The 22,199-nt window shown below is 66.1% G+C and carries 20 protein-coding genes and 1 pseudogene; 5 read left to right on the top strand and 16 right to left on the bottom strand.

The window, feature by feature from the left end; translation table 11 throughout:
• Positions 1-86: 86 nt before the first annotated feature.
• From EN857_RS05450 to EN857_RS05505, 12 genes are all read right to left on the bottom strand, one after another.
• Positions 87-3,056, bottom strand: coding sequence for a bifunctional [glutamine synthetase] adenylyltransferase/[glutamine synthetase]-adenylyl-L-tyrosine phosphorylase (locus tag EN857_RS05450; RefSeq protein ID WP_187331252.1), 2,970 nt, complete (start codon positions 3,054-3,056; stop codon positions 87-89).
• Positions 3,056-4,531: a HAMP domain-containing sensor histidine kinase gene (locus tag EN857_RS05455; RefSeq protein WP_127391056.1), complete on the bottom strand. Its 1,476-nt coding sequence runs from the start codon at positions 4,529-4,531 to the stop codon at positions 3,056-3,058. The genes EN857_RS05450 and EN857_RS05455 overlap by 1 nt, the downstream gene beginning before the upstream one ends.
• Positions 4,532-4,539: 8 nt before the next feature.
• The gene (locus EN857_RS05460; RefSeq protein ID WP_187331196.1) at positions 4,540-5,214 is read right to left on the bottom strand and encodes a response regulator transcription factor; all 675 of its coding nucleotides are present in this window, start codon (positions 5,212-5,214) and stop codon (positions 4,540-4,542) included.
• 209 nt (positions 5,215-5,423) lie between these two features.
• Positions 5,424-6,974, bottom strand: a complete 1,551-nt coding sequence (locus tag EN857_RS05465) for a Do family serine endopeptidase (RefSeq protein WP_127391055.1) — start codon at positions 6,972-6,974, stop codon at positions 5,424-5,426.
• A gap of 119 nt (positions 6,975-7,093) precedes the next feature.
• Positions 7,094-7,558 (bottom strand): cytochrome c-type biogenesis protein, encoded by a 465-nt coding sequence (locus tag EN857_RS05470; RefSeq protein WP_127391054.1) that lies wholly within the window; start codon positions 7,556-7,558, stop codon positions 7,094-7,096.
• Positions 7,555-9,546: a heme lyase CcmF/NrfE family subunit gene (locus EN857_RS05475; protein WP_127391053.1), complete on the bottom strand. Its 1,992-nt coding sequence runs from the start codon at positions 9,544-9,546 to the stop codon at positions 7,555-7,557. Before EN857_RS05475 ends, EN857_RS05470 begins: the two co-directional genes overlap by 4 nt.
• Positions 9,546-9,989 (bottom strand): cytochrome c maturation protein CcmE, encoded by a 444-nt coding sequence (gene ccmE, locus EN857_RS05480; protein WP_127391052.1) that lies wholly within the window; start codon positions 9,987-9,989, stop codon positions 9,546-9,548. The genes EN857_RS05475 and ccmE overlap by 1 nt, the downstream gene beginning before the upstream one ends.
• Positions 9,990-9,992: 3 nt before the next feature.
• Positions 9,993-11,129 carry a c-type cytochrome biogenesis protein CcmI gene (gene ccmI / locus EN857_RS05485; protein ID WP_127391051.1) on the bottom strand — a complete coding sequence of 379 codons (1,137 nt, stop codon included), beginning with the start codon at positions 11,127-11,129 and terminating at the stop codon, positions 9,993-9,995.
• Positions 11,130-11,306: 177 nt separating this feature from the next.
• Positions 11,307-11,744 carry an RT0821/Lpp0805 family surface protein gene (locus tag EN857_RS05490; protein ID WP_127284047.1) on the bottom strand — a complete coding sequence of 146 codons (438 nt, stop codon included), beginning with the start codon at positions 11,742-11,744 and terminating at the stop codon, positions 11,307-11,309.
• A 175-nt stretch (positions 11,745-11,919) separates the two neighbouring features.
• Positions 11,920-13,341 carry an ATP-binding protein gene (locus EN857_RS05495; protein WP_127391050.1) on the bottom strand — a complete coding sequence of 474 codons (1,422 nt, stop codon included), beginning with the start codon at positions 13,339-13,341 and terminating at the stop codon, positions 11,920-11,922.
• On the bottom strand, positions 13,325-13,990 hold the full coding sequence (locus EN857_RS05500; protein WP_127284049.1) for a response regulator transcription factor: 666 nt from the start codon (positions 13,988-13,990) through the stop codon (positions 13,325-13,327). Before EN857_RS05500 ends, EN857_RS05495 begins: the two co-directional genes overlap by 17 nt.
• A gap of 70 nt (positions 13,991-14,060) precedes the next feature.
• Entirely contained in the window at positions 14,061-14,360 is a 300-nt protein-coding gene (locus EN857_RS05505; protein ID WP_127284050.1) for a hypothetical protein, read from the bottom strand.
• A 225-nt stretch (positions 14,361-14,585) separates the two neighbouring features.
• On the opposite strand from EN857_RS05505, the gene EN857_RS05510 reads away from it, so the two are divergent.
• A complete protein-coding gene (locus tag EN857_RS05510; RefSeq protein ID WP_127284051.1) occupies positions 14,586-14,972 on the top strand; it encodes an ester cyclase in 387 nt (128 codons plus the stop codon).
• A 9-nt stretch (positions 14,973-14,981) separates the two neighbouring features.
• Here EN857_RS05510 and EN857_RS05515 read toward each other — a convergent pair whose 3' ends face one another.
• The 3 genes and pseudogenes from EN857_RS05515 to EN857_RS05525 all read right to left on the bottom strand — a co-directional run.
• The gene (locus EN857_RS05515; RefSeq protein WP_127284052.1) at positions 14,982-15,389 is read right to left on the bottom strand and encodes a DUF3168 domain-containing protein; all 408 of its coding nucleotides are present in this window, start codon (positions 15,387-15,389) and stop codon (positions 14,982-14,984) included.
• Positions 15,390-15,576: 187 nt separating this feature from the next.
• The gene (locus tag EN857_RS05520) at positions 15,577-17,130 is read right to left on the bottom strand and encodes a trimethylamine methyltransferase family protein (protein WP_128346657.1); all 1,554 of its coding nucleotides are present in this window, start codon (positions 17,128-17,130) and stop codon (positions 15,577-15,579) included.
• Positions 17,131-17,248: 118 nt separating this feature from the next.
• A pseudogene (locus EN857_RS05525) lies at positions 17,249-17,611 on the bottom strand (glycine cleavage T C-terminal barrel domain-containing protein); the annotation flags it as partial.
• Between the two features lie 124 nt (positions 17,612-17,735).
• Between EN857_RS05525 and EN857_RS05530 the strand changes: the two are divergent.
• The 4 genes from EN857_RS05530 (at position 17,736) to EN857_RS05545 (ending at position 21,921) form a co-directional block, all read left to right on the top strand.
• A complete protein-coding gene (locus EN857_RS05530) occupies positions 17,736-18,374 on the top strand; it encodes a TetR/AcrR family transcriptional regulator (RefSeq protein WP_127284054.1) in 639 nt (212 codons plus the stop codon).
• A 161-nt stretch (positions 18,375-18,535) separates the two neighbouring features.
• Complete coding sequence (locus EN857_RS05535) at positions 18,536-20,692, top strand: penicillin-binding protein 1A (protein WP_127391048.1); 2,157 nt, start codon at positions 18,536-18,538, stop codon at positions 20,690-20,692.
• A 103-nt stretch (positions 20,693-20,795) separates the two neighbouring features.
• The gene (locus EN857_RS05540; protein WP_127391047.1) at positions 20,796-21,380 is read left to right on the top strand and encodes a DUF1214 domain-containing protein; all 585 of its coding nucleotides are present in this window, start codon (positions 20,796-20,798) and stop codon (positions 21,378-21,380) included.
• Entirely contained in the window at positions 21,373-21,921 is a 549-nt protein-coding gene (locus EN857_RS05545) for a DUF1254 domain-containing protein (RefSeq protein ID WP_127283109.1), read from the top strand. Before EN857_RS05540 ends, EN857_RS05545 begins: the two co-directional genes overlap by 8 nt.
• 53 nt (positions 21,922-21,974) lie before the next feature.
• Here the strand turns inward: EN857_RS05545 and EN857_RS05550 are convergent, their stop codons facing one another.
• A complete protein-coding gene (locus EN857_RS05550) occupies positions 21,975-22,154 on the bottom strand; it encodes a hypothetical protein (RefSeq protein WP_187331197.1) in 180 nt (59 codons plus the stop codon).
• Positions 22,155-22,199: the final 45 nt, after the last annotated feature.

Below are 22,199 nucleotides of genomic sequence, written 5' to 3' on the forward strand. Positions count from 1 at the left end.
TTCAGGCCGCCATCCATCTCTTTGTTCGAGCATCGGATTTCCTCCGCATCGGGCCCGACGCTCTCGCCGTAACATTCATCCCTTCGTCATGAGTTCTTAGCACGAAGCAAGAGGTCGAAATCCTGTCTGACCTTTCGCGACGTGTCCTTGAGATGCGCTTCCAGAACAGCGAAATCCGGCAGGTCGGTCACCGCCAGAAGCAGATCCGAGAGCCCCGGCGGCACGTCGTCGCGCTGGAACTCACCGGTGAGGCAGAGCCTGATCATCTGGGTCAGCGCGAGATAGAGCGCGTAGGCATCGCACAGTTGCTGCCTGACATCGGCGCCGGCGAAATCGGGAGAAAGCCGCGCCAGGATGTCGGCCGTCGCGGTCACCCTGCGGCCAGCCTCGACGACATGGCCGGTGAGCACCGCCACCTGGGCGATGAATTCGAGATCGATCAGGCCGCCCGGGATCAGCTTGATGTCCCAGCGGTCGCGCGGCGGCTTTTCCTTCTCGATCAGCGCGCGCATCTCCGACGCCTCGGCCACCACCTTGGGGGCGTCGCGCTGCAGGGCCAGCACGGCGGCCACCTCCGTCTCCACCTCGGCGCAGAGTGCGGCGTCACCGCCTATGGCGCGCGCCCGCGCCAGCGCCATGTGCTCCCAGGTCCAGGCGTCCTGGCGCTGGTACTTCTTGAAGGCATCGACGTGAGTGGCGACCGGCCCCTTGTTGCCGGAGGGGCGCAAGCGAAGGTCCAGCTCGTAGAGCACGCCCTCCGCCGTCGGCGCCGAGACGGCGGCAATCAGGCGCTGCGTCATGCGGGTATAGTAGTGGGAGGGCGCAAGCGGCTTTTCGCCGTCGGACTCCTCTGCGTCCGGATCGTGGTCGTAGAGCAGGATCAGGTCGACATCGGAGCCCGCCGTCAGCTCGCGGCTGCCGAGCTTGCCCATGCCGAGCAGCGCCACCGTGCCGCCGGCGATGCTGCCGTGGCGCAGCGCGAATTCGGCGATGACCGCCTGCAATGCCGCCTCGATGGTGAGATCGGCAAGGTCGGAAAAGGCGCGGCCGGCGCGGGCCGGATCGATGGCGCCGGCAAGCAGCCTGACGCCGATCAGGAATTTTTGTTCCGAGGCAAAGATGCGCAAGCGATCGAGCACGTCCTCGTAGGCGCGGTCGCCCTCGATGAAAGCGGCGAGCCGCGCCGAGAGATAGGCGCGGTCGGGCAGTTCGGCGAGCAGAGCCGGATCGAGCAGGCCGTCGAAGACATGCGGCCGGCGTGTGATGATGGCGGCAAGCCTCGGGGCGGCGCCCATGATCGTCGCCATCAATTTCAGCAGAGCCGGGTTGGACTGCAGCAGCGAGAAAAGCTGGATGCCGGCAGGCAGGCCGGCAAGGAACTCGTCGAAGCGCATCACCGCCTCGTCGGCCCGCCGCGTCTGGCCGAAAGCCTTGAGCAGCGCCGGCGTCAGTTCGGTCAGCCGCTCGCGCGCCTCCGCCGACAGGGTGACGCGGTAGCGGCCGAAATGCCAGCCGCGGATGACGCGGCAGATGTCGCTCGGCCGCTGGAAGCCGAGGCGCTGCAAGGTCTGCAGCGTATCGGGATCGTCGACGTCGCCGGTGAAGACCAGGTTGCCGACGCCGGCCGAAAGTTCCGGCGCGGTCTCGAACAAAGCCGCATAGTGACGCTCGACCTGCTGCAGCGAGGCGCGGAAGGCCTCGGCGAAGCGCGCCTGGTCGACAAAGCCGAGCATGCGGGCGATGCGCTCCAGCCCCTCGTCGCTCTCGGGCAGGATATGGGTCTGCTCGTCCGCGACCATCTGGATGGCATGCTCAACGCGGCGCAGGAACCAGTATTGCCGGGCGAGGGCATCGCGCGCGTCGGCGGTGATCCAGCCGCGCGCGGCAAGCTGGCCGAGCATCGGCACCGTCTCGCGGCCGCGCAGTTCCGGGAAGCGGCCGCCGGCAATCAACTGCTGCGTCTGGACGAAGAACTCGATCTCGCGGATGCCGCCGCGACCGAGCTTGACGTTGTGGCCCTTGACCGCGATCTCGCCGTGGCCCTTGTGCGCATGGATCTGGCGCTTGATTGAGTGGACGTCGGCGATCGCCGCGTAGTCCATGTATTTGCGCCAGACATAAGGCTGCAGCTCTTTCAGGAACGCAGCGCCCGCGGCGAGATCGCCGGCCACGGGACGCGCCTTGATCATGGCGGCGCGCTCCCAGTTCTGACCGCGCCCCTCATAGTAGTGAAGCGCTGCCTCGACCGGTATCGCCAGCGGCGTCGAGCCGGGATCGGGCCGCAGCCTCAAATCGGTGCGGAAGACATAGCCATGCTCGGTGCGGTCCTGGAGGATCCGCACGAGGCGGCGTGTGAGGCGCGCAAACAATTCCGTCGCATCGAGCGGATCGACGATCGCCGGCGCGTCGGGATCGAAGAAGACGACGAGGTCGATGTCGGACGAAAAATTCAGCTCATGCGCGCCGAGCTTGCCCATGCCGAGCAGGATCCAGCCCGACTGGCGCGCCGGGTTTTCGGGGTTGGGCAATCTGAGCTTGCCCTGCCCGTGCGCGTCGCGCAGCAAAAAATCGACGGCGGCGCGGGTGCAGGCGTCGGCGAGGTCGCTGAGGCGCCGCACGGTCAGCGCCGGCTCGGCCTCGCCGGCGAGATCGGCCAAGGCGATCAGGAAATGCGACTCCGTCTTCCATTGCCTGAGCTCCATCATCAGGCTCTGTTCGGAGACCGTCTCGGCCCGCGCCGCCTTGCCTATGGCCTCGCCGATCGCTGCAAGCCGAGCCTTCACATCGGTGTCGAACAAGACATCGAGGATTTGCGGGCGGCGCCGCGCCACATCGCGCAGGAATGGCGACAGGTCGAAGACGGCGGCGAGGAGGTCCTGGTCCACGCCCTCGGCCGCCAGGAATGTTTCCAGGCGGGCAAGGCCTTCTTCCGCGGCCGCCGAAGCGATTTCCGACAATTCGCGTCTTGCGCGATCTGCGTCCAGCGGCAAAAGCGTTGCCGCCGGTTGCAGGCGCCATTCGGTATCAATGCGTTTCGCAGCCATCCTCACCGCCATCATTGGTTCTCCCGTGCGGGAAAACTCATGATAACGGACAATCCGGGATTGGCGGGCAGAAGATCAAGCCTGCCCTTGTGGAAAGTCATGATCGCCTTGGCGAGGCTCAGGCCTAGGCCCGACCCTGGCTGCGAGCGGCTCTTCTCCAGCCGCACGAAGCGCTCGGTCACCCTGGCGCGATCGGCATCGTCGGGAATGCCCTGGCCATTGTCCGTGACCGACAGCCTGACTTCCCTGTCGATGCGCTGCAGCGCCACGCGGACGGACGGCTTCGTCGTCGCGTCGGTCGAATATTTGATGGCATTGTCGACGATGTTCGAAAGCGCCTGGCCGATCAGTTCGCGATTGCCGTTGACGGCGAAATCCTCCTCGACGGAGGTCTCGATCGTCACGCCAGCCTCTTCGGCCACCGGCTCGTAGAGCTCGACGACGTCGCGGACGGCTGCCGCAAGGTCGACCGGGCTGGTGGTCTCCGAGGAATAGCCGGCCTCCAGCCTGGAGATCATCAGGATGGCGTTGAAGGTCTTTATCAGCTGGTCGGATTCGGCAATCGTGCTTTCCAGCGCCTGCCGGTAGTCGGGGGTCTTTTGCCGGCCGGCAAGCGTTGCCTCGGCGCGGTTGCGCAGCCTGGTCAGCGGCGTCTTCAGATCATGCGCGATGTTGTCGGAAACCTGCTTCAGCCCCTCGTTCAGCTTGGCGATCCTGGCCAGCATGGCGTTGAGGTTCTCGGACAGGCGATCGAACTCGTCGCCGGCGCCGGTGACCGGGAGACGACCGGTAAGGTCGCCGCCCATGATGCGGCGGCTGGCCTCGGACACACTGTCGATGCGCTTCAGCGCGGCGCGCCCGACGAAGAACCAGATCAGGAGCCCGCCAAGCCCCATCATGCCCAGCGCCAGCATCAGGGCGCGGCGGATGACGGCGCGGAAGCGCTCGGGCTCGCCGAGGTCGCGGCCGACCAGCATGATCATCTGGTTGGGAAGTCTCAGCACCAGCGCGATCGCGTTGTGGCCCTTTTCGCCCTCGGACTGCGTCTCGTTCTCGCCAGCCGGGGGCGTGGTCTGGTCGGGAGCCTGATTGCGCTGCCGTTCGAGTTCGCCCTCGCCGAAGCGCTGATATGAGAACGGCTCGGTCGTCCAGCCCTCGGTCTCGATCACCCCGGGCGCCAGGCTCTGCACGTTGCCGGTCAGGATCTGGCCGTTAGCGTCGGCGATGAGATAGAGATTGGCGCCGGGCTGGCGGGACCGGGCTTCGACAACGCGGACCAGAACCGGCAGGCCGCCGCGCTGATAGGCGCGGGCAAGCCCCAGTACCTCGTCGTTGATGGTCTCCTGCGTCTGCGCGGTCAGCATGCGCGCCGACAGCGAGGTCATGTAGAAGACCAGCAGCACGGCGCACAGGGCGAAGAGCAGGAAATAGAGCGCCGAGAGCCGCGCTGCCGTCGTCCTCATGATGGCGGGCACGGACAATGCCATGGCAGGTGCTACCCGCCCTTCAGCATATAGCCGGCGCCGCGAACCGTGTGCAGGATCGGCTTGTCGAAACCCTTCTCGATCTTGCCGCGCAGGCGCGAGACGTGGACGTCGATGACGTTGGTCTGCGGATCGAAATGATAGTCCCAGACATTCTCGAGCAGCATGGTCCGCGTCACCACCTGGCCGGCATGGCGCATCAGATATTCGAGCAGGCGGAACTCGCGCGGCTGCAGCGTGATCTCGCGCGCGGCGCGGCGGACCGAATGGGAGAGCCGGTCGAGCTCGAGATCGCCGACCCGGTAGACGGTTTCGGCTTCCCTGGCGCTGGCGCGGCGGTTCAGCACCTCGACGCGGGCGAGCAGTTCGGAAAAGGCATAGGGCTTGGTCAGATAGTCGTCGCCGCCGGCGCGCAGGCCGGTGACGCGATCGTCGACCTCGCCCAGCGCCGACAGGATCAGCACCGGCGTCGTGTTGCCCCTGGAGCGCAGGCCGGCGATCACCGACAGGCCGTCGCGGCGCGGCATCATGCGATCGACAACCATGACGTCATAGTCGCCGGCATCGGCGAGCGCGAAGCCGGTTTCGCCGTCGCCGGCGACATGGGCGGTGTGGCCGGCCTCGGCAAAGGCCTTCTGCAGATAGTCGGCGGCCTCGCGATCGTCTTCTATGACCAGAATCTTCATAGAGCCGTTATACGCAATTTCGCTCTGAGATTGAGTGGCCGGCATGAGCATCAGGGCCTTTGATGGTTGGGAGCGGCAGCGGGCGATGGGAAGCCCGCTGCCGCCGGGGTCGGAACACGGTGACTGACTAACGTATTCGGGCCCCGTGCTTTCCCCTGCGGCGGCTCGGGGGTGTTGAAACCGCCGCTTCGGGAAAAGTTGCGCGATCGTCAGCCCTTGGCGACGGGCAGCGCGACGAAGCGGTTCGCGTCGTCGCGGGTGATCTGCACCAGCACCGCCTTGCGGCCCGACTTCACCGCGTCGGCCATCGCCTTGTCGACATCTGCCGTGCCGCTCACCTCGGTCGAGTTGACCGAGGTGATGACATCGCCGGGCTGGATGCCGCGATCGGCGGCGTCGCTGTCGGGATCGACATCGGTGACCACCAGCCCTTTGCCGTTATCCGACTTGGTGACGGTGAGGCCGAGATCGGCCAGCGTATCGGCCTTTGGCGTCGCCGGCTGCTTGCTGTCATCGTTCGACGCCTGCTTGTCGCCCGCCGGCAGCTTGCCGAGGTCGACCTTGACGTTCTCGCTCTTGCCGTCGCGCCACACGGTGACATCCACCGACTTGCCCGGCGCATAGGCGCCGATCAGACGGGCGAGCTCTTTCGGCGAAGCGACGTCCTTGCCGTCGACCTGGGTGATGACATCGCCGGCGGCAATACCTGCCCTCTTGCCAGGGCCGTCGTCCTGGGCGCTCGACACCAGCGCGCCCTTTTCGGACTTCAGCCCGAGTGACTCGGCGATGTCGGAGGTGACCGGTTGGATCTCGACGCCCAGCCAGCCGCGCTGGACGGAGCCGCTCTTCATCAGGTCCTGCACCACTTCCTTGGCGGTCGAGGCCGGGATGTCGAAGGCGATGCCGACGCTGCCGCCCGAGGGCGAGAAGATCGCGGTGTTGATGCCGACGACCTGGCCGTTGAGGTTGAAGGTCGGGCCGCCCGAATTGCCGCGATTTACCGAGGCGTCGATCTGCAGGAAGTCGTCATAGGGGCCGGCGCCGATATCGCGGCCGCGGGCCGAGACTATGCCGGCGGTCACGGTGCCGCCAAGGCCGAACGGATTGCCGACGGCCACCACCCAGTCACCGACGCGAACCTTGGAATCGTCGGCGAAGTCGACATAGGTGAACTTGCCGTCGCCTTCGACCTTGAGCACGGCGAGATCGGTGCGCGGATCGGTGCCGATCAGCTTGGCGTCGAGCTCCTTGCCGTCGTTCATCACCACGGTGAAAGCGGAGCCCTCTTCGACGACATGGTTGTTGGTGACGAGGTAGCCGTCATCGGAGATGAAGAAGCCGGAGCCCTGAGCGACCGGGCGCGGCTGGCCGTCATTGTGGCCGCGGTGATTGAAACGGCGCATGCCGAACTGGCCGCCCTGATCGCCGAAGCCACGGAATTCCTTGAAGAAGCGGCGCAGCTGCGGATTGTCGGGCAGGTTGTTCATGCCGTCCTGATCGTCGGACTGGTCGGAACCGTCATCGGCGGCGGGCTCGATCTTGGCCTTGACTTTGACGCTGACGACGGCCGGGGAAACGCGCTCGACGACATCGGCGAAGCTTGGAACCTGCGGCGCCTCGACACGCACTGCATCGGCCAGAACGGGGGCGGTTCCGGTGGCGAGCGCGCCGACGCCGAGCGCGCCTATGACAGCCAGCGACGCAACGGTCGCGGTCAGCCGCTTGCGGGTGCCGAAATATGAATTGGGGGCAATATTCATGGGTCTCGTATCCTCTTTCACAAGGGATGCGCTCAGGCTGGCATCCTCCGGCAAGAGGAATAGAGAGCCGCACATTACGGCGCCATTTCCGGTACATGAAAGTTTTGTAATGTTGGTGCTCAGTCGCGCAGCATCTTGTCCAGCGCCGCCTGCTCCTCGGCGGTGAGCGTGTTCGCGGGGGCCGAGCGGCGTGAGCGGGCGCTGAGCAGGATGAACAACCCGCCGGCAAGGAGAAGAATGACCGGCGTGCCCCACAGCAGCGCGTTGCGCAGGCTGAAGCGCGGCTTCAACAGCACGAACTCGCCATAGCGAGAGACGATGTAGTCCATCACCTGCTGGTCGCTGTCGCCGGCAACGAGGCGCTGGCGCACCAGGAGGCGCAGGTCGCGGGCGAGGTCGGCGTCGGATTCGTCGATCGACTGGTTCTGGCAGACCATGCAGCGCAGCCCTTCCGACAGCGCGCGCGCCCTCGCCTCCAGCGCCGGATCGGCGAGCACCTCGTCGGGCTTCACCGCGAAGGCGCTGCCGGCGAAGAGCAGGCCCAGCAGCAACGCCAGCGAGGCGAGCGAAAGCCTGACCTTCATGGCGCGCTCGCGGCAGGCGCGGCGCCGGCCGGCTTGCGGCGGCGCGACGGCGCACCGACGCGCAGGCGGCGGTCCATCAGCGACATCAAAGCGCCCGCCATCATCACCAGGGCGCCGCCCCAGATCAGCGTCACCAGCGGCTTCCACCACAGCCGAACGACGACGGAGCCGTCATTGCCCTCGTCGCCGAGCGAAAGGTAGAGCTGACTGAACCCGATCGTCCTGATGCCGGATTCGGTCGTCGTCGTCTGCCGCACCGGATAGAAGCGCTTTGCCGAGCTGATCTCGCCCTTGGCGTTGCCGTCGGTGCCGATGACGAGGAAGCGGCCACGATCCTCGCTGTAGTTCGGTCCCTGCGCCGGGTAGAGGCCCTCGAAGCGCAGCGTGTTACCGGAAAGCTCCACCGTTTCGCCGGCGTGCATGGTCAGGATCTTCTCGGTGCCGAATGAGACCGTGCCGACGATGCCGAGCAGGGTCAGGCCAAGGCCGAGATGGGCAAGCGCGGTGCCGAACACGGAGCGCGGCAGGCCGGTAAAGCGGCTGAGCACAACCGCCGGCGCAACATTGCCGAGCCCGGACTTGACGGCGAGATCGGTGAGCGCGCCGCAGAGCAGCCAGACGGCGAGACCGACGCCAAGGGCGGCGAACACCGAGGCGCCGTCGATGAACAGCGCCGTCACCAGCACGGCGACGAGCGCTGCGGCGAAGGCCGCCATAAGGCGCTGGGCGGCCGCAAGGACATCGCCGCGCTTCCAGGCAAGCAGCGGCCCGAACGGCACGATCGCCAAGAGCGGCAGCATCAGCGGGCCGAAGGTGAGGTCGAAGAACGGCGCGCCAACCGAGATCTTGCCGCCGGTGACGGCTTCGAGCGCCAGCGGATAGAGCGTGCCGACGAGCACGGTTGCCGTGGCGGTGGTGAGAAACAGATTGTTGAGGACGAGCGCGCCCTCGCGCGAGATCGGATGGAACAGGCCGCCGGCTGTCAGCCTCGAGGCGCGCAGCGCGAACAGCGCCAGCGAACCGCCGATGAACAGCGTCAGGATGCAGAGGATGAAAACGCCGCGCGCCGGGTCAGTGGCAAAGGCATGCACCGAGGTGAGCACGCCGGAGCGCACCAGGAAGGTGCCAAGCAGCGACAGCGAGAAGGTGAGGATGGCGAGCAGCAGCGTCCATATCTTCAGCGCCGAGCGTTTTTCCATGACGATCGCCGAATGGAGCAGCGCCGTGCCTGCGAGCCACGGCATGAAGGAGGCGTTCTCGACCGGGTCCCAGAACCAGAAACCGCCCCAGCCGAGCTCGTAATAGGCCCAGTAGGAGCCCATGGCGATGCCGCCGGTGAGGAACATCCAGGCGACCAGCGTCCATGGCCGCACCCAGCGCGCCCAGGAGGCGTCGATGCGGCCCTCGATGAGCGCGGCGACCGAAAAGGAGAAACAGATCGAGAAGCCGACATAGCCGAGATAGAGCAGCGGCGGATGGATGGCGAGGCCGAGGTCCTGCAGGATGGGGTTGAGATCACGGCCCTCGATCGGCGCCGGATTGAGCCGGATGAAGGGATTGGACGTCGCCAGGATGAACAGGAAGAAGGCGGCGCCGATCGTCCCTTGCACGGCGAGCACATTGGCCCTGAGGGTTGCCGGAAGGTTGGAGCCGAACACGGCGACAAGCGCGCCGAAAAAGGTCAGGATCAGCACCCAGAGCAGCATCGAGCCCTCGTGGTTGCCCCAGGTACCGGTGATCCTGTAGATCAGCGGCTGCAGCGAGTGCGAGTTCTCCCAGACGCTCGCCACCGAGAAGTCGGACCCGGCATAGGCGCTGGCCAGCGCGGCGAAGGACAGCGCGGTGAGCGCGAAGCCGGTGACCGCCACCGGACCGCCAACCGCCATCATTTTCAGGTTGCCGACGCGCGCGCCATAGAGCGGCACCAGCATCTGCACCAATGACAGCGCAAAGGCCAGGACGAGCGCGAAATGTCCGGTTTCGACCATTATTGGCTCTTGCTTTCCTGCCAGACACCCTTGGCCTTCAGCCCGTCGGCGACTTCCTTCGGCATGTAGCGCTCGTCATGCTTGGCAAGCACGCTGTCAGCGACGAAAATGCCGTCCGCGCCAAAGCTGCCTTCTGTGATGACGCCCTGCTCCTCGCGAAACAGGTCGGGCAGGATGCCAGTATAGGTGACCTTGACCGATTTCTGCTTGTCGGTCACCGAAAAGGCGACCGTCGCGCCCTGCCCGCGCACGATCGTGCCCTTTTCGACGAGCCCGCCAAGGCGGATGCGCTGGCCGGGCTGGACAGTCGCTGTTGCCAGATCGCCGGGCATGTAGAAATAGGACGCCTTCTGGCCAAGCGCGTAGAAGGTGAGACCGGTCGCGGCGGCGAGGAATGCCAGCCCGGCCACGATCACCGACAGTCGCTTCTGCTTGCGCGTCATCGTCTACTCCGTCGCCGCCAGGCCGAGCGTGGCGGCAAAGGCGGTGAATTTCTTCGCTTCCTCGCTGTCGGCGCCAAAGGCGGCAATGGCGCGGCCGAGCGCATCGCGCGCCTGGTCGGCCTTGCCCAGCACCGCATAGGAACGAATGAGCCGCATCCATCCTTCCACATCGCGCGGGTTTTGCTTGAGCTTTTCGTCGAGGCTGGCGACCATGGTCTCGATCATCGCTTGCCTGTCCTGGGGCGACATCTGCTGCGCGGCGTCCACGGCTTGCGCATCCGGGCCGTTGGCGGGTGCGCCCGCCGCAGCGGACTTGCTTGCCGTGTCGGCCAGCGCCTGCTCGACCGCGCCGCGCCACGGAGAGTCCGGCGGCAGCGCGGCCAGCATCTTTTGCCAGGCCGCCGTCGCCTCGCCGGTGCGGCCCTCCTGCGCCAAGCCCATCGCCAGATAGAAGCTCGCCTTCGCATTGGCGGGGTCCTGCTTCAGCGCCGCCTCGAAGGCAGCCTGAGCCTCGGCCGACACGATGCCGCCGGCGGCGTTGGCGATCGCCTCGCCGAGACCGGCCTGGCGGGCCGCGCTGTCGCCGTCGAGGCGGATGGCGTTGCGGTAGGCGCTGACCGCGTCGGAATAGCGCTGCAGCCGCAGATAGACCGGCGCCAGCACGTCCCAGCCCCTGCCATCGGACGGGTTGGCGGCAAGATGCGCCTCGGCGCGCGCCACCAGTTCGTCGACCGAGGAGTCGGCGGGGTTCTTGGCGAGCCTCTCCGTCAGAGGCTGCGACGGCAGGTCGGGCGAGCCGAGCTTGATATAGAGGCCCCAGCTGACCAGTGGCACCGCCAGCACGGCCGCCGTCGCGACCAGCCTGGTCGCCATGGATGACCGCCGGGCGGCCGGGCCGGACTGACCAGCAGCGCCCAGGCGCAGGATGCGACGACCGATTTCGGCGCGCGCTTCCTCAGCCTCCGCCGGCTGGATCAGGCCACGCGCCACGTCGCGGTCGAGTTCCGACAACTGGTCGCGATAGACTTCGAGGTCATGCTCGCCGGCGCTGGACGCGCCCTTGGTGCCGCCGGCCAGCGGCAGCAGCACCGCCAGGCTGGCGCCCAGCGTGAGGATCGCGGCTATGACCCAGAACAGCATGGTTCTTCCAATAACGGCAGAGCCCTGCCCTGCCAACACAGGCACGCTGCGACGCTTTGACGGCCAAGCGTCCGCCCGTCATTGATCGACGTCAACCCGACAAGCCTCTGGCCGGTTTCTTCTTGATGCATGTCGTTGTCCCAAAACCGCTTCACACTTTTGGGCGACATGCATTGGTCAGGTCAGCGGCGTCCAGCTGCCGTCGCCGTTGCGGCAGGCGGTACCGCGCGCGGTGGCGCTGGCGGTGCCGGTGAAGACCGTATGGGTGTACTGCCGGCAGTCCTGCGAACCCACCCTATACGGCTGAGCTGCGACGACTTCGCCGGAATGGCCCGTGCTGTCGCCCTTCCAGGTCACCTTCTGGCCGCTCGCCGTGTATTCGAGCGCCTTGTATTCGGCTTCCAGCGCCTTGCGCTTGTCGGTGTCGTCGAGGCCGGAGCCGATCGATCCGCCGACAAGGCCGCCGTGCATGGCCGAAATGATCGTGGTGGCCACCTTGCCGCCGGCCGGCGGCGTAGCGGCCGGCGTGACGCCGGCGTCCGGGCCGCCCCGGCTCAGCGTCGTGCAGCCGGAAACGGCCAGCAGTGCGGAAACGAGCGCGACGCGAATCTTCATGCCAACAACCGGTTTTCTCGAGCAGGATGTGCTGGGGGCGGCGCCATCGGGAAAGTTGGCGTGGCCATAGTGTTGATGTTTGTCGGAAATTTGGCCGCGGCCGCCGACATCGGGAGCAATCGACGTGGCGCATACCATGCTCCGCCCATCGATGTCGACCGGCCCGGGCAAGGCATCACTGAAGGCTCCGCAACCGCACCACCGCCTTCAAGCCGCCCGTGGCGGAGCGTTCCAGCGCCAGCACGCCGCCATATTCGTTGACGAGGTCGGCGACAATGGCGAGGCCGAGCCCGGTGCCGGGCTTGGTTTCGTCGAGGCGCCGGCCCCGCTTCAGCGCCTCGCGCGCCTTGTCCTCGGGAATGCCCGGGCCGTCATCCTCGATCGATATCTCGAACAGGCCGACGCCGGGAACCGGCGCCACCGAGACGGCGACCGCACCCTTCGCCCATTTCAGGGCGTTGTCGAGGAGGTTGCCCAGCAGTTCCTCCAGATCCTCGCGCTCACCGCCGAAGATGATCTCGGCCGCCGGCAGCGACAGTGTAAGCTTGATCTCCGGCTTGAGCTTCTGCAGCACCCGCACCATGCGCTGCACCAGCGGCGTGACCGGCGTGCGGTAGACTACGCTGTCGCGCTGGGCGGCGACGCGCGCCCGCTGCAGATAGTGGTCGACCTGCTTCTGCATCGAGGCGGCCTGTTCGGCGATGAGCTGGCCCTTGGCGCCGCCGAGCGCCCGGCCCTCGTTGAGCAGCACCGCGAGCGGCGTCTTCAGCGAATGGGCGAGGTTGCCGACCTGCGTGCGCGAACGCTCGACGATGCGCTTGTTGTTCTCGATCAGCGCGTTGGTTTCGTTGGCAAGCGGCTCGATCTCGGCCGGGAAGCGGCCGTCGAGCCGCTGCGCAGTGCCCTCGCGCACCATGGCCAGCGCGTTGCGGACACGGCGCAGCGGCTGCAGGCCGATCAGGATGGCAATGGCGTTGATGGCTATCATGCCGACGCCGAACAGCGACAGATAGGTGAGCAGGCGGCGCTGGAAGGTAGCGATCTCCTGTTCCAGCTCGGTCTGATTGCCCATGACGCGGAAGCGCGCGGCGCGGTTCTTGGCGTCGAGGACGAATTCGCTCTCGAACACTTCAAGCTCCTCGCCCTTGATGCCTTCGGCCGAGTAGCTGCGCTGGAAGTTCGCGTTAAAGGGAACCTCGGCGACGGAAGGCGACAGGACCGACGTCGTCATCGAGGAGGAGTGGATCTCGCCGTGGACGCCCTCGGAGGCCGGCTCCACGGACCAGTACCAGCCGGAATTCGGTTCGGAAAAGCGCAGGTCGCCAAGATCCGGCGCGCCGGTGAGCGCCCCGTTGTCGGAAATGCCGACCGACCCGATCAGGTTGAACAGATGCGCCGACAGCAAGCTGTCGAAGCCGCGCTCGCTCGCCTGACGGTAAAGCGTTGTGATCAGGGTGAAGATGACGACCAGCGTCAGGATCGCCCAGAGGGTCGAGAACGCAATGACGCGGAAGGCCAGCGAGCGCGGCCAGAGCCGCGCCGCGAAAGGCTTCCTTGCGATTGTAGCGAGCGGTTCCGCCTTACGCCTCCGGCTCACGCATGCGGTAGCCCATGCCGCGCACGGTTTCGATCATGTCGATGCCCATCTTCTTGCGCAGCCTGCCGACGAAGACTTCGATGGTGTTGGAATCGCGATCGAAATCCTGGTCATAGAGGTGTTCGACCAGTTCGGTGCGCGATACCACCTCGCCCATATGGTGCATGAGATAGGCAAGCAAACGGAATTCGTGCGAGGTCAGCTTCAGCGGCACGCCGTCGACATCAGCTTTGGATGCCTTGGTGTCGAGGCGCAGCGGCCCGCAGGTCAGTTCCGACGAGGCATGGCCGGCGGCGCGCCGGATCAGCGCCCTGACCCGCGCCAGCACCTCCTCGATGTGGAAAGGCTTGGTGACATAGTCGTCGGCGCCGGCATCGATGCCGGCCACCTTGTCGCTCCAGCGGTCACGCGCGGTGAGGATCAGCACCGGCATCTTGCGGCCGCCGCGGCGCCAGCGCTCGACCACGCTGATGCCGTCCATCTGCGGCAGGCCGATATCGAGGACGACGGCGTCGTAAGGCTCGGTGTCGCCGAGGAAATGCCCCTCCTCGCCGTCGAAGGCGCGGTCGACGACATAGCCGGCGTCGACCAGCGCGTCCGACACCTGCCGGTTGAGATCCTTGTCATCTTCGACGACGAGCACACGCATGCCGGAGTTCAAACCTCTTGACGTTCAGGGCGGATATACAGCGATTCCAATAGTTTGGGAAACTTCGATATCAATTCAGCGGAACGACGATCTCGGTGCGGCGCGGGCGCTGCCCATCCTTGCCGGGCACCAGCACGACGATGACGCAGACCGCCTGGCCGCCACGCGTCGCCTGCGAGGCCTTGGCCAGCGTGCCGCCATTCTGCGCCGCCACCTGCTGGCCGATCGCGTAGCAGTCCGATGCGGCGACCACGAACGGCTGCGTGTCGTCAGGCGCGATGGCCGGAGCCGACATTGCCTGCGACGCGAGCAGGCCCGTCGCTGCGAGCGCCAGTGTCGCGGTTCGGAGATGGGAGCGAAACGTATTCATGGCAGGCGTTGTAACGCATCGGTGCTGAACGTGAAATGAACGGTGAACGCCCGAAAAACCATGCCCGCAACACCCCCTGAAACGCAACTGCGATCGCGCCGTTCCCCTCAGGCCCGACCCCAGACTCATAACCGGAAAACGGCGGTGGCGGCTAATGGTTTCGTTGCAGACCTTTCGCCTTGCCCCGGGTAGAGTACGAAGACCCGATGAGGAGAGTAGCAGGCGATGGGACGCGAGGAACTTGCCGAACTTTACCGTGGCTACATCGCGTGTCTCAACGCCCAGGACTGGGCCAATCTCGGCCGGTTCGTCGGCGAGGCGGTGCAGTACAATGGCGAAACGGTTGGACTGTCGGGCTATCGGCGCATGCTCGAAGGCGATTTCCAGGCCATTCCCGATCTCCGTTTCAGCATCGAACTCCTGGTTTGCGAGCCGCCGCGCGTGGCTGCCCGCCTGCATTTCGACTGCACACCCAAAGGCAGGTTGTTCGGATTGCCCGTGAACGGCAAGCGGGTCAGCTTCGCCGAGAACGTGTTTTACGAATTTCGCGACGCGCACATATGCGAGGTCTGGTCGGTCATCGACAAGGCCGAGATCGCGGCTCAGCTTTAATGCGATCCGTCAGGCGTCTTCCCGCGTGACGGCGCGGAAGCGCTGCAGTCCATGATGGACCGCAAGGTCCTCGTCGTAGCGAGCCTCGGCGAACTCCAGCGACAGGCGTGTTTGCCCGCGCGGGCCGATGGACAGCGCCGCTCCCGCAAGGCGCGCCTCGATGCGGTTCATGATGAGGCGCGTTTCAGCCTCGCCATGGGCCTTCGACCAGACATGCAGCGTGACAAGCTGGTCGGCGTCGTTGTCGGCGCCGGTGTCCTGGTCGAACGCGCTGGTGTGGCCGTACGTGACATAAGGAAAGGCGGCGTTCTCGGTTGCCCGCTCGAGCAGGCCGGCGCCGCCCAGCAGCGCCGTCAGCTTCGCGTCACTCTTCAATCTCTGGAACAAGGCCTGCAGCAAATCGTCGGGCGCCGTCATCGTCGTCTCCGCTCGCCAGTCACGCCTTGGACAATCCCTTGCGCCGCCAACAGTCTTCACATGCAGCGTAGCCGCGTCGCAAGACCCGCGCCAGACCGCATGACACTTCCTGTCCGGATATGACTGGCCTGGCGTCAGGAATGCCTTGTCGCCTTGCGGCAGTTCCGCAAGGCTGGACTGATCTCCGTCAAGACACCGGCGCAGCGCCGCCCTCCTCGGTGCGTCGGGCGATGAACTCGTCGAGCACGCCGGCCGTGGCGGCGGCCGAAGCCGGGGGCTGGAAGTCGGCGAGCAGCCGCTTCCAGATGCCGGTAGCGCGCTCGGTGGCACTCTTCGAACCGGCCTGCGTCCAGCTACCGAAGTTCGACCAGTCGGCGACCAGCGGCTCGTAGAAGGCGGTGCGGTAGCGCGCCATGGTGTGACCGGCGGAGAAGAAATGGCCGCCCGGTTGCACCTCCGCGATGGCCTCGAAGCCGATGGAATCCTCGTCGCCGGGTGTCCTCGAGCAAAGCTCGGCGACCGTCTGCAGCGCCTCGATGTCGGTGATCAGCTTCTCGTAGGAGACGCTCAGCCCCCCTTCCAGCCAGCCGGCGGCGTGGATGCAGACGGTGGCGCCGGCCAGTACCGAGCCCCACAGCGCGAACTGCGTCTCATGCGCGGCCTGAGCGTCGGAAATGTTGGCGGCGCTGCCGCCGCCGGAGCGCCAGGGCAGTCCGGTGAAGCGGGCGAGCTGGCCGGCGCCGAGCGTCGCCTTGACGTGCTCCGGCGTGCCGAAGGCCGGCGCGCCCGACTTCATGTCGACATTGGAGGAGAAGGAGCCATAGACGACCGGCGCCCCGGGTCGCACGATCTGTGCCAGCGTCAGCCCTGCCAGCGCCTCGGCATGCTGCAGCGTCAGCGCGCCGGCAACGGTGATCGGCGCCATGGCGCCGGCCAGGCAGAAGGGCGTGATGATCGACACCTGGCCGGCCCTGGCGAAATCGATGATGCCTTGCGCCATCGGGATGTCGAGCTGGCGCGGCGAGTTGGTGTTGATGACGGTGTAGCAATGAGCGCCGGCGCGGAACTCGTCCTCGGAGAGGCCGCGCGCCAGGCGGACCATCTCGAAACTGTCGTCGACCTGCGGAGTGCCGCGCGCGAAGACGAACGGGAACTTGTCCGAGAGCGTCAGCTGCGCCCGGTTGACGGCATAGTGACGGAAGCGATTGTCGACATCCTGCGGCTCGATGCTGGGACAAAGCATGTGCAGCACGTCGAAATGCTGGATGAGCTTGGTCAGTTCCTCGTAGGCGGCCAACGTGCCCGGCCGCCGGCCGCGTTCGAGATCGGTGACGTTGGGCGCGCCGGCCCCGGCGAGGAAGGTCATCGAGCCCAGTTCGAGCATCAGATCGCGATCGCGCGCGCCGCCATGGGCTTTGATCGAGCGCGGCGCCGAGGCCAGTGCCGCCTCGACCAAGTCGCGGCCGATGCGCACCATCTGGCTGTCCTCGTCGACCAGCGCGCCGGCGCCGGCCAAGACATGCCGCGCTTCCGGCAGCAGCACCTTGATGCCGAGTTCCTCCAGCACGCGCAGCGCCGTGTCGTGGATGGCCGCGACCTGGTCCTCCGAGAAGATCGGCTGCGGCAGGAACGGGTTCTTGAGCGACCGGTAGTCCGGCCGGCGGCTTGACTCGCTGCCCGCCTCGCCGGTGCGTCCACGCCGGCGTTCGCGCCTCAGATCGCGGGCGACATCTTCAACCATGTCATATCCTCCTTGGAACAGGATGACTTTTCTTCGAAGCGTCATCCCGTTCCATCTTATCCTCTTGTTTGGGCATGATCTTTTCCGAAAACCGGTTCCCACTTTTCGGGATCATGCTCTATTGCCGCATCGCCTTGCCGTCGGGGTCGTGGGGTGAGGCGGGGATGACGCGCGCCGGCCGTTCGACGCCGACAATGTGCACCGAAAGCTCCGTCCCCTCCCCGGCGAAATCGTCGTCCACCAACGCCAGCGCGACGCTCTTGCGAACCGTGTAGCCAAAGCCGCCGGAGGTGACGAAGCCGACGCGCCGACCCTTGTGCCAGACCGGCTCGAAACCGCTGGCGTCGGCATCGACGGCATCGATCTCCAGCGTCACGATCCGCCGCGAGACGCCGGCGTCACGTTCCTTCAGCGCCGCGTCACGGCCGATGAAGTCGCGCTTGGAGACGGCGATGAAACGGTCGAGGCCGGTCTGCCCCGGCGTACGACTTCACGAGCCTCTCCCTCTCGTTGGAAGCCGTGACCATATACCCACTGTACATATGTGTCTAGACACTTATGTGCAGAGCTTGCGCGAGGCAACTGGCCGTGCCACTTGTGTGTCCATGATCATGATTGCTCCGCAGGACGAGCCGGCGCCCGGCAACATCAAGGTGACGCGCCAGGACTGGATCAAGCTCGCGCTCGAAATCCTGATTTCCGACGGTATCGAGAGCGTGCGCGTGCTGTCGCTCGGCCAGAAGTTGGGCGTGTCGCGATCGAGCTTCTATTGGTATTTCGAAAGCCGGCAGGATCTGCTCGACCAGTTGCTGAAGCATTGGCATGAGACCAACACCAAGGCGATCGTCGAGCGCGCCCGGCGCCCGGCCGCAACCATCATCATGGGCGTGCTCAACGTGTTCGAATGCTGGGCCGACGAGCGCATGTTCGACCCGAGGCTCGATTTCGCCATCCGCGAATGGGCACGCCGTTCCGACGACGTGCGGCGCATGATCGACCAGGCCGACGACGATCGCCTCACCGCCATCCGCGACATGTACCAGCGACACGGCTATGACGCGGAGAATGCCTTCATCCGGGCGCGCGTTCTCTACTACATGCAGATCGGCTACTATGTGCTCGACCTGAAGGAACCGGTCGAGGCGCGCGTCAGCCATCTCGCTGCCTATCTGCGCGCCTTCACCGGCCAGGAGCCGAGCGATGCGGACGTGGCGCATTTCATGCGCTTCATCGCGGCGCGGTGATATCGCTGAGTCCGCATTATCAACCTTAGCGATCAACAAAGCTTGTGTGTGGCTTCGCTGCCCTTGTGAGCGGTGGTAAAATGGTCGAATAGTCGCGCAGGGTGCCACTCTCCGAAACTACCGATGCTGTTTCGGGCAGTGCGCTGGGGCGGAATTCTGCAATGGCAAGTCCTTTGAGACCACGCAAGAGAAGGGGCCGCATCGCCTCGGCGCTGCTTGCCATCGACGCCTGGCTCGATTCCTCGCTCTACGAGATCGGCTTCAAGGCGCGGGAATTCTGGGAATCGGCGACCATCTTTTCCCGCCGCTTCCGCGTCAAGGGCTGGCGGCGCGGCATCATCGAGGTGCTCAGCGAAGGCTTCACCATGGGCGCCGGCGGCGTCGTCGTCCTGCTTGCGCTGGCCATGCCCGCCTTCCAGATCACCGACGGAGACTGGCGCGCCCAGGGCGACTTCGCCGTCACCTTCCTCGACCGCTACGGCAACGAGATCGGCCAGCGCGGCATCATCCAGCGCGATTCCGTGCCGGTCGACGAGATGCCCGACCATGTCATCAAGGCGGTGCTGGCGACCGAGGACCGGCGTTTCTTCGATCATTACGGCATCGACGTGCTCGGCCTGTCGCGCGCCATCTTCGAGAATGTGCGCGCCAATTCGGTCGTGCAGGGCGGCTCCAGCATCACCCAGCAGTTGGCCAAGAACCTGTTCCTGACCAATGAGCGCACCCTGGAGCGCAAGATCAAGGAAGCTTTCCTGTCGCTGTGGCTGGAGGCCAACCTTTCCAAGAAGGAGATCCTGCAGCTCTATCTCGACCGCGCCTATATGGGCGGCGGCACGTTCGGCATCGAGGCGGCGGCGGATTTCTATTTCGGCAAGAGCGTCAAGGATCTGAACCTCGCCGAGGCGGCGATGCTGGCCGGCCTGTTCAAGGCGCCGACCAAATACGCCCCGCACATCAACCTGCCGGCCGCCCGCGCGCGGGCCAATGTGGTGCTGTCCAACCTCGTCGATTCAGGCTTCATGACCGAGGGCCAGGTGCTGCAGGCAAGGCTGCATCCGGCCGACGTCGTCGACCGCGGCGAGCAGAAAAGCCCGGATTACTTCCTCGACTGGGCCTTCGACGAGGTCAAGAAGATCGCCAAGCCCGGCCAGCATTCGCTGGTCGCCCACACCACCTTCGACGCCAACATTCAGAAGGCGGCGGAGGAATCGGTGGAATTCCATCTCCGCCAGTTTGGCAAGGAATACAACGTCACCGAAGGCGCGGTGGTGGTGATCGAGACCAACGGCGCGGTGCGCGCCATCGTCGGCGGCCGCGACTATGGCGCCAGCCAGTTCAACCGCGCCACCAAGGCGCTGCGCCAGACCGGCTCCTCGTTCAAGCCCTATGTCTATGCGACCGCGATGGAGCACGGCTTCACGCCGGACTCGGTCGTCTCCGGCGGCGCGATCAGTTGGGGCGGCTGGTCGCCGCACAACTACAATGGCGGCTCGGCCGGCAATGTGACGCTGATCACGGCGATCGCCAAGTCGATCAACACCGTGCCGGTGCGGCTGGCCAAGGACCATCTCGGCATCGGCCCGATCAAGGCGATGGCCGAATCGATGGGCGTGGAGTCGCCGCTGGAAGGGCACAAGACCATGGTGCTCGGCACGTCGGGCATGACGGTGATGGACCAGGCGACGGGCTACAGCGTCTTCGCGCAGAACGGCCTCGTCGGCTCGAGGCACGGCATCACCCAGCTCGTCACCCGCACCGGCGATGTCGTCTATGACTGGGCCAAGGACGCGCCGCCGCCGCACCGGGTGCTGTCGGAGCAGGCGCTGAAATACATGAACACGATGCTGGCGGCGGTACCGGTGATCGGCACGGCACGGCGCGCCCAGCTTCCCAACATCGTCGTCGCCGGCAAGACCGGCACGACGCAATCCTATCGCGATGCCTGGTTCGTCGGTTTCACCGGCAACTACACGGCCGCCGTCTGGCTTGGCAATGACGACTTCACGCCGACCAACAAGATGACCGGCGGCACGCTGCCGGCGATGGTGTGGCAGCGGCTGATGGTCTATGCGCACCAGAACATCGACCTGAAGCCGATCCCCGGCCTCGACCACCCGTTCGTCGATCCGGAAGTCGCGGCCAAGGCCGAGGAGGCCGCCAAGAAGAACGTCGAGGCGGCCGAAGCGCAGGCCGCGGCCGAGCGGCCGCCGGTGTTGTCCAGCCAGACCACCCAGATGCTGCGCGAGATGACCAAGGCGTTCCAGACAGCCCCAGTGCTCGACGCGCCCAAGGCGCCGGAAACGCTGTCGGCGCTCTGAGCTGCGCTCTGCTCCCACTAGGGGAGAAGGGGGAAGTCCCGCTTGCCACGAGGCCCCTGCCCGCGATATCCCCGAACGGCAAGTTCTCCTGTTTTGGCTGTTCATGCTCAAGACCGCCCTCCTGACGCTGCTTTCGCTTGCCATTGCCGTCGGCGTCGGCGGCGGTAGCGTCTGGTATGCGCTGCAGGCGCAGGACGGCGTCGGCGCGATCAGGATCGGCCAATGGACGGCCTTTCCCGAGATCGGCACGCAAGGCGCCGATCCCTATTCGAAAGCGCGCGTGGCGCGCGAGGGCGTGCTGGCGCTGGGCAAGGCCGAGGGCCTGTCCTTCATCGCCGAGCGCGATGCCGCAGGCGAGCCGTTGAGGCGCGAATGCGCCTATACGATCGAAGGCGGATTCCCGACCGCCCGCTTCTGGACGCTCTATGCCGCCGACCAGTCGCTGGGCGTGGTCGACACCGGCAAGCCGAGGCTGGCCGCGCTTCAGTCCTACCAGGTGCTGCGCCAGCCCGACAATGCGGTGACGATTGCCGTCGGCAACCGCCCCGCCCCCGGCAACTGGCTGCTGACCGACGGCTTCGGCAAGATGTATTTCGTGCTCACCTTCTACGACACGCCGATCGCCAGCAGCACCGGGCTTTCCGACGTGGCGCTGCCCAGCATCGTGAAAGTGGGCTGCAATGCGTAGGCTCTTCCACGCCGTGCTGCTCGGCCTGATCGGCGCCGGCATCGTCCATATCGTGGTGCTGATGCTGGTGCCGGATTTTTCCGAGCGCGATGCCTGGTCGCGGCTGGCGATGGCCTCGGACCTTTACAGGATGACCAGGCTCGACGCCGAGGCCGGCGGCGCGCCGGTGGTGAAGTCGGTCGATCCGCTGTTCTACGCGGCCGCGTGCCGCTTCGACCTCGCCGAAGGCCTGGTGCGCATCAAGGCGCCGGGCCACGTGCCGTTCTGGTCGGTCTCGGTCTATGACCGCAACGGCCACAATTTCTATTCCTTCAACGACCACACCGCGACCGGTGGCGTGCTCGATACGGTGGTGCTGACGCCGGCGCAGATGATCGATGTGCGCCGGGAACTTCCGGAGGAGCTCCAGGGCGCGATCTTCGTCGAGGCGCCGATCGAGGAAGGCATCTTCGTCATCCGCGCCTTCGTGCCGGACGACAGCTGGAAACCGATCGTGTCACGCTTCCTGGAGCAGAGCTCCTGCGAGCTGCAGGAGTACTGACCGGCCGGCCCCGCCTGCGCTATCCCCAAGTGCTGGAGCGTCCTTGCCGCCCTCTAGTGATGCGGCACGGGCGTCGGCGGCTTGTCCGGGCCAGCCGGCCGCGTCTCGCCGGCCACTGGCGGCTGTTCGTAGCGGACGCCGGGGAAGATGATCACCGCCGCCGGCGTGCCGGTGTTCTGAACTGCTCGATTTACTGGTGCCGGTCGCGGCACGAAAGACAGTACCATGCCCATGGTTCGCGTATTCCTCTCGGTTGCACCGGAGCAGAACGCAACGCC

This window comes from Mesorhizobium sp. M4B.F.Ca.ET.214.01.1.1 (assembly GCF_004791545.1).
In the GTDB taxonomy this organism is placed as follows: Bacteria; Pseudomonadota; Alphaproteobacteria; order Rhizobiales; family Rhizobiaceae; genus Mesorhizobium; species Mesorhizobium abyssinicae.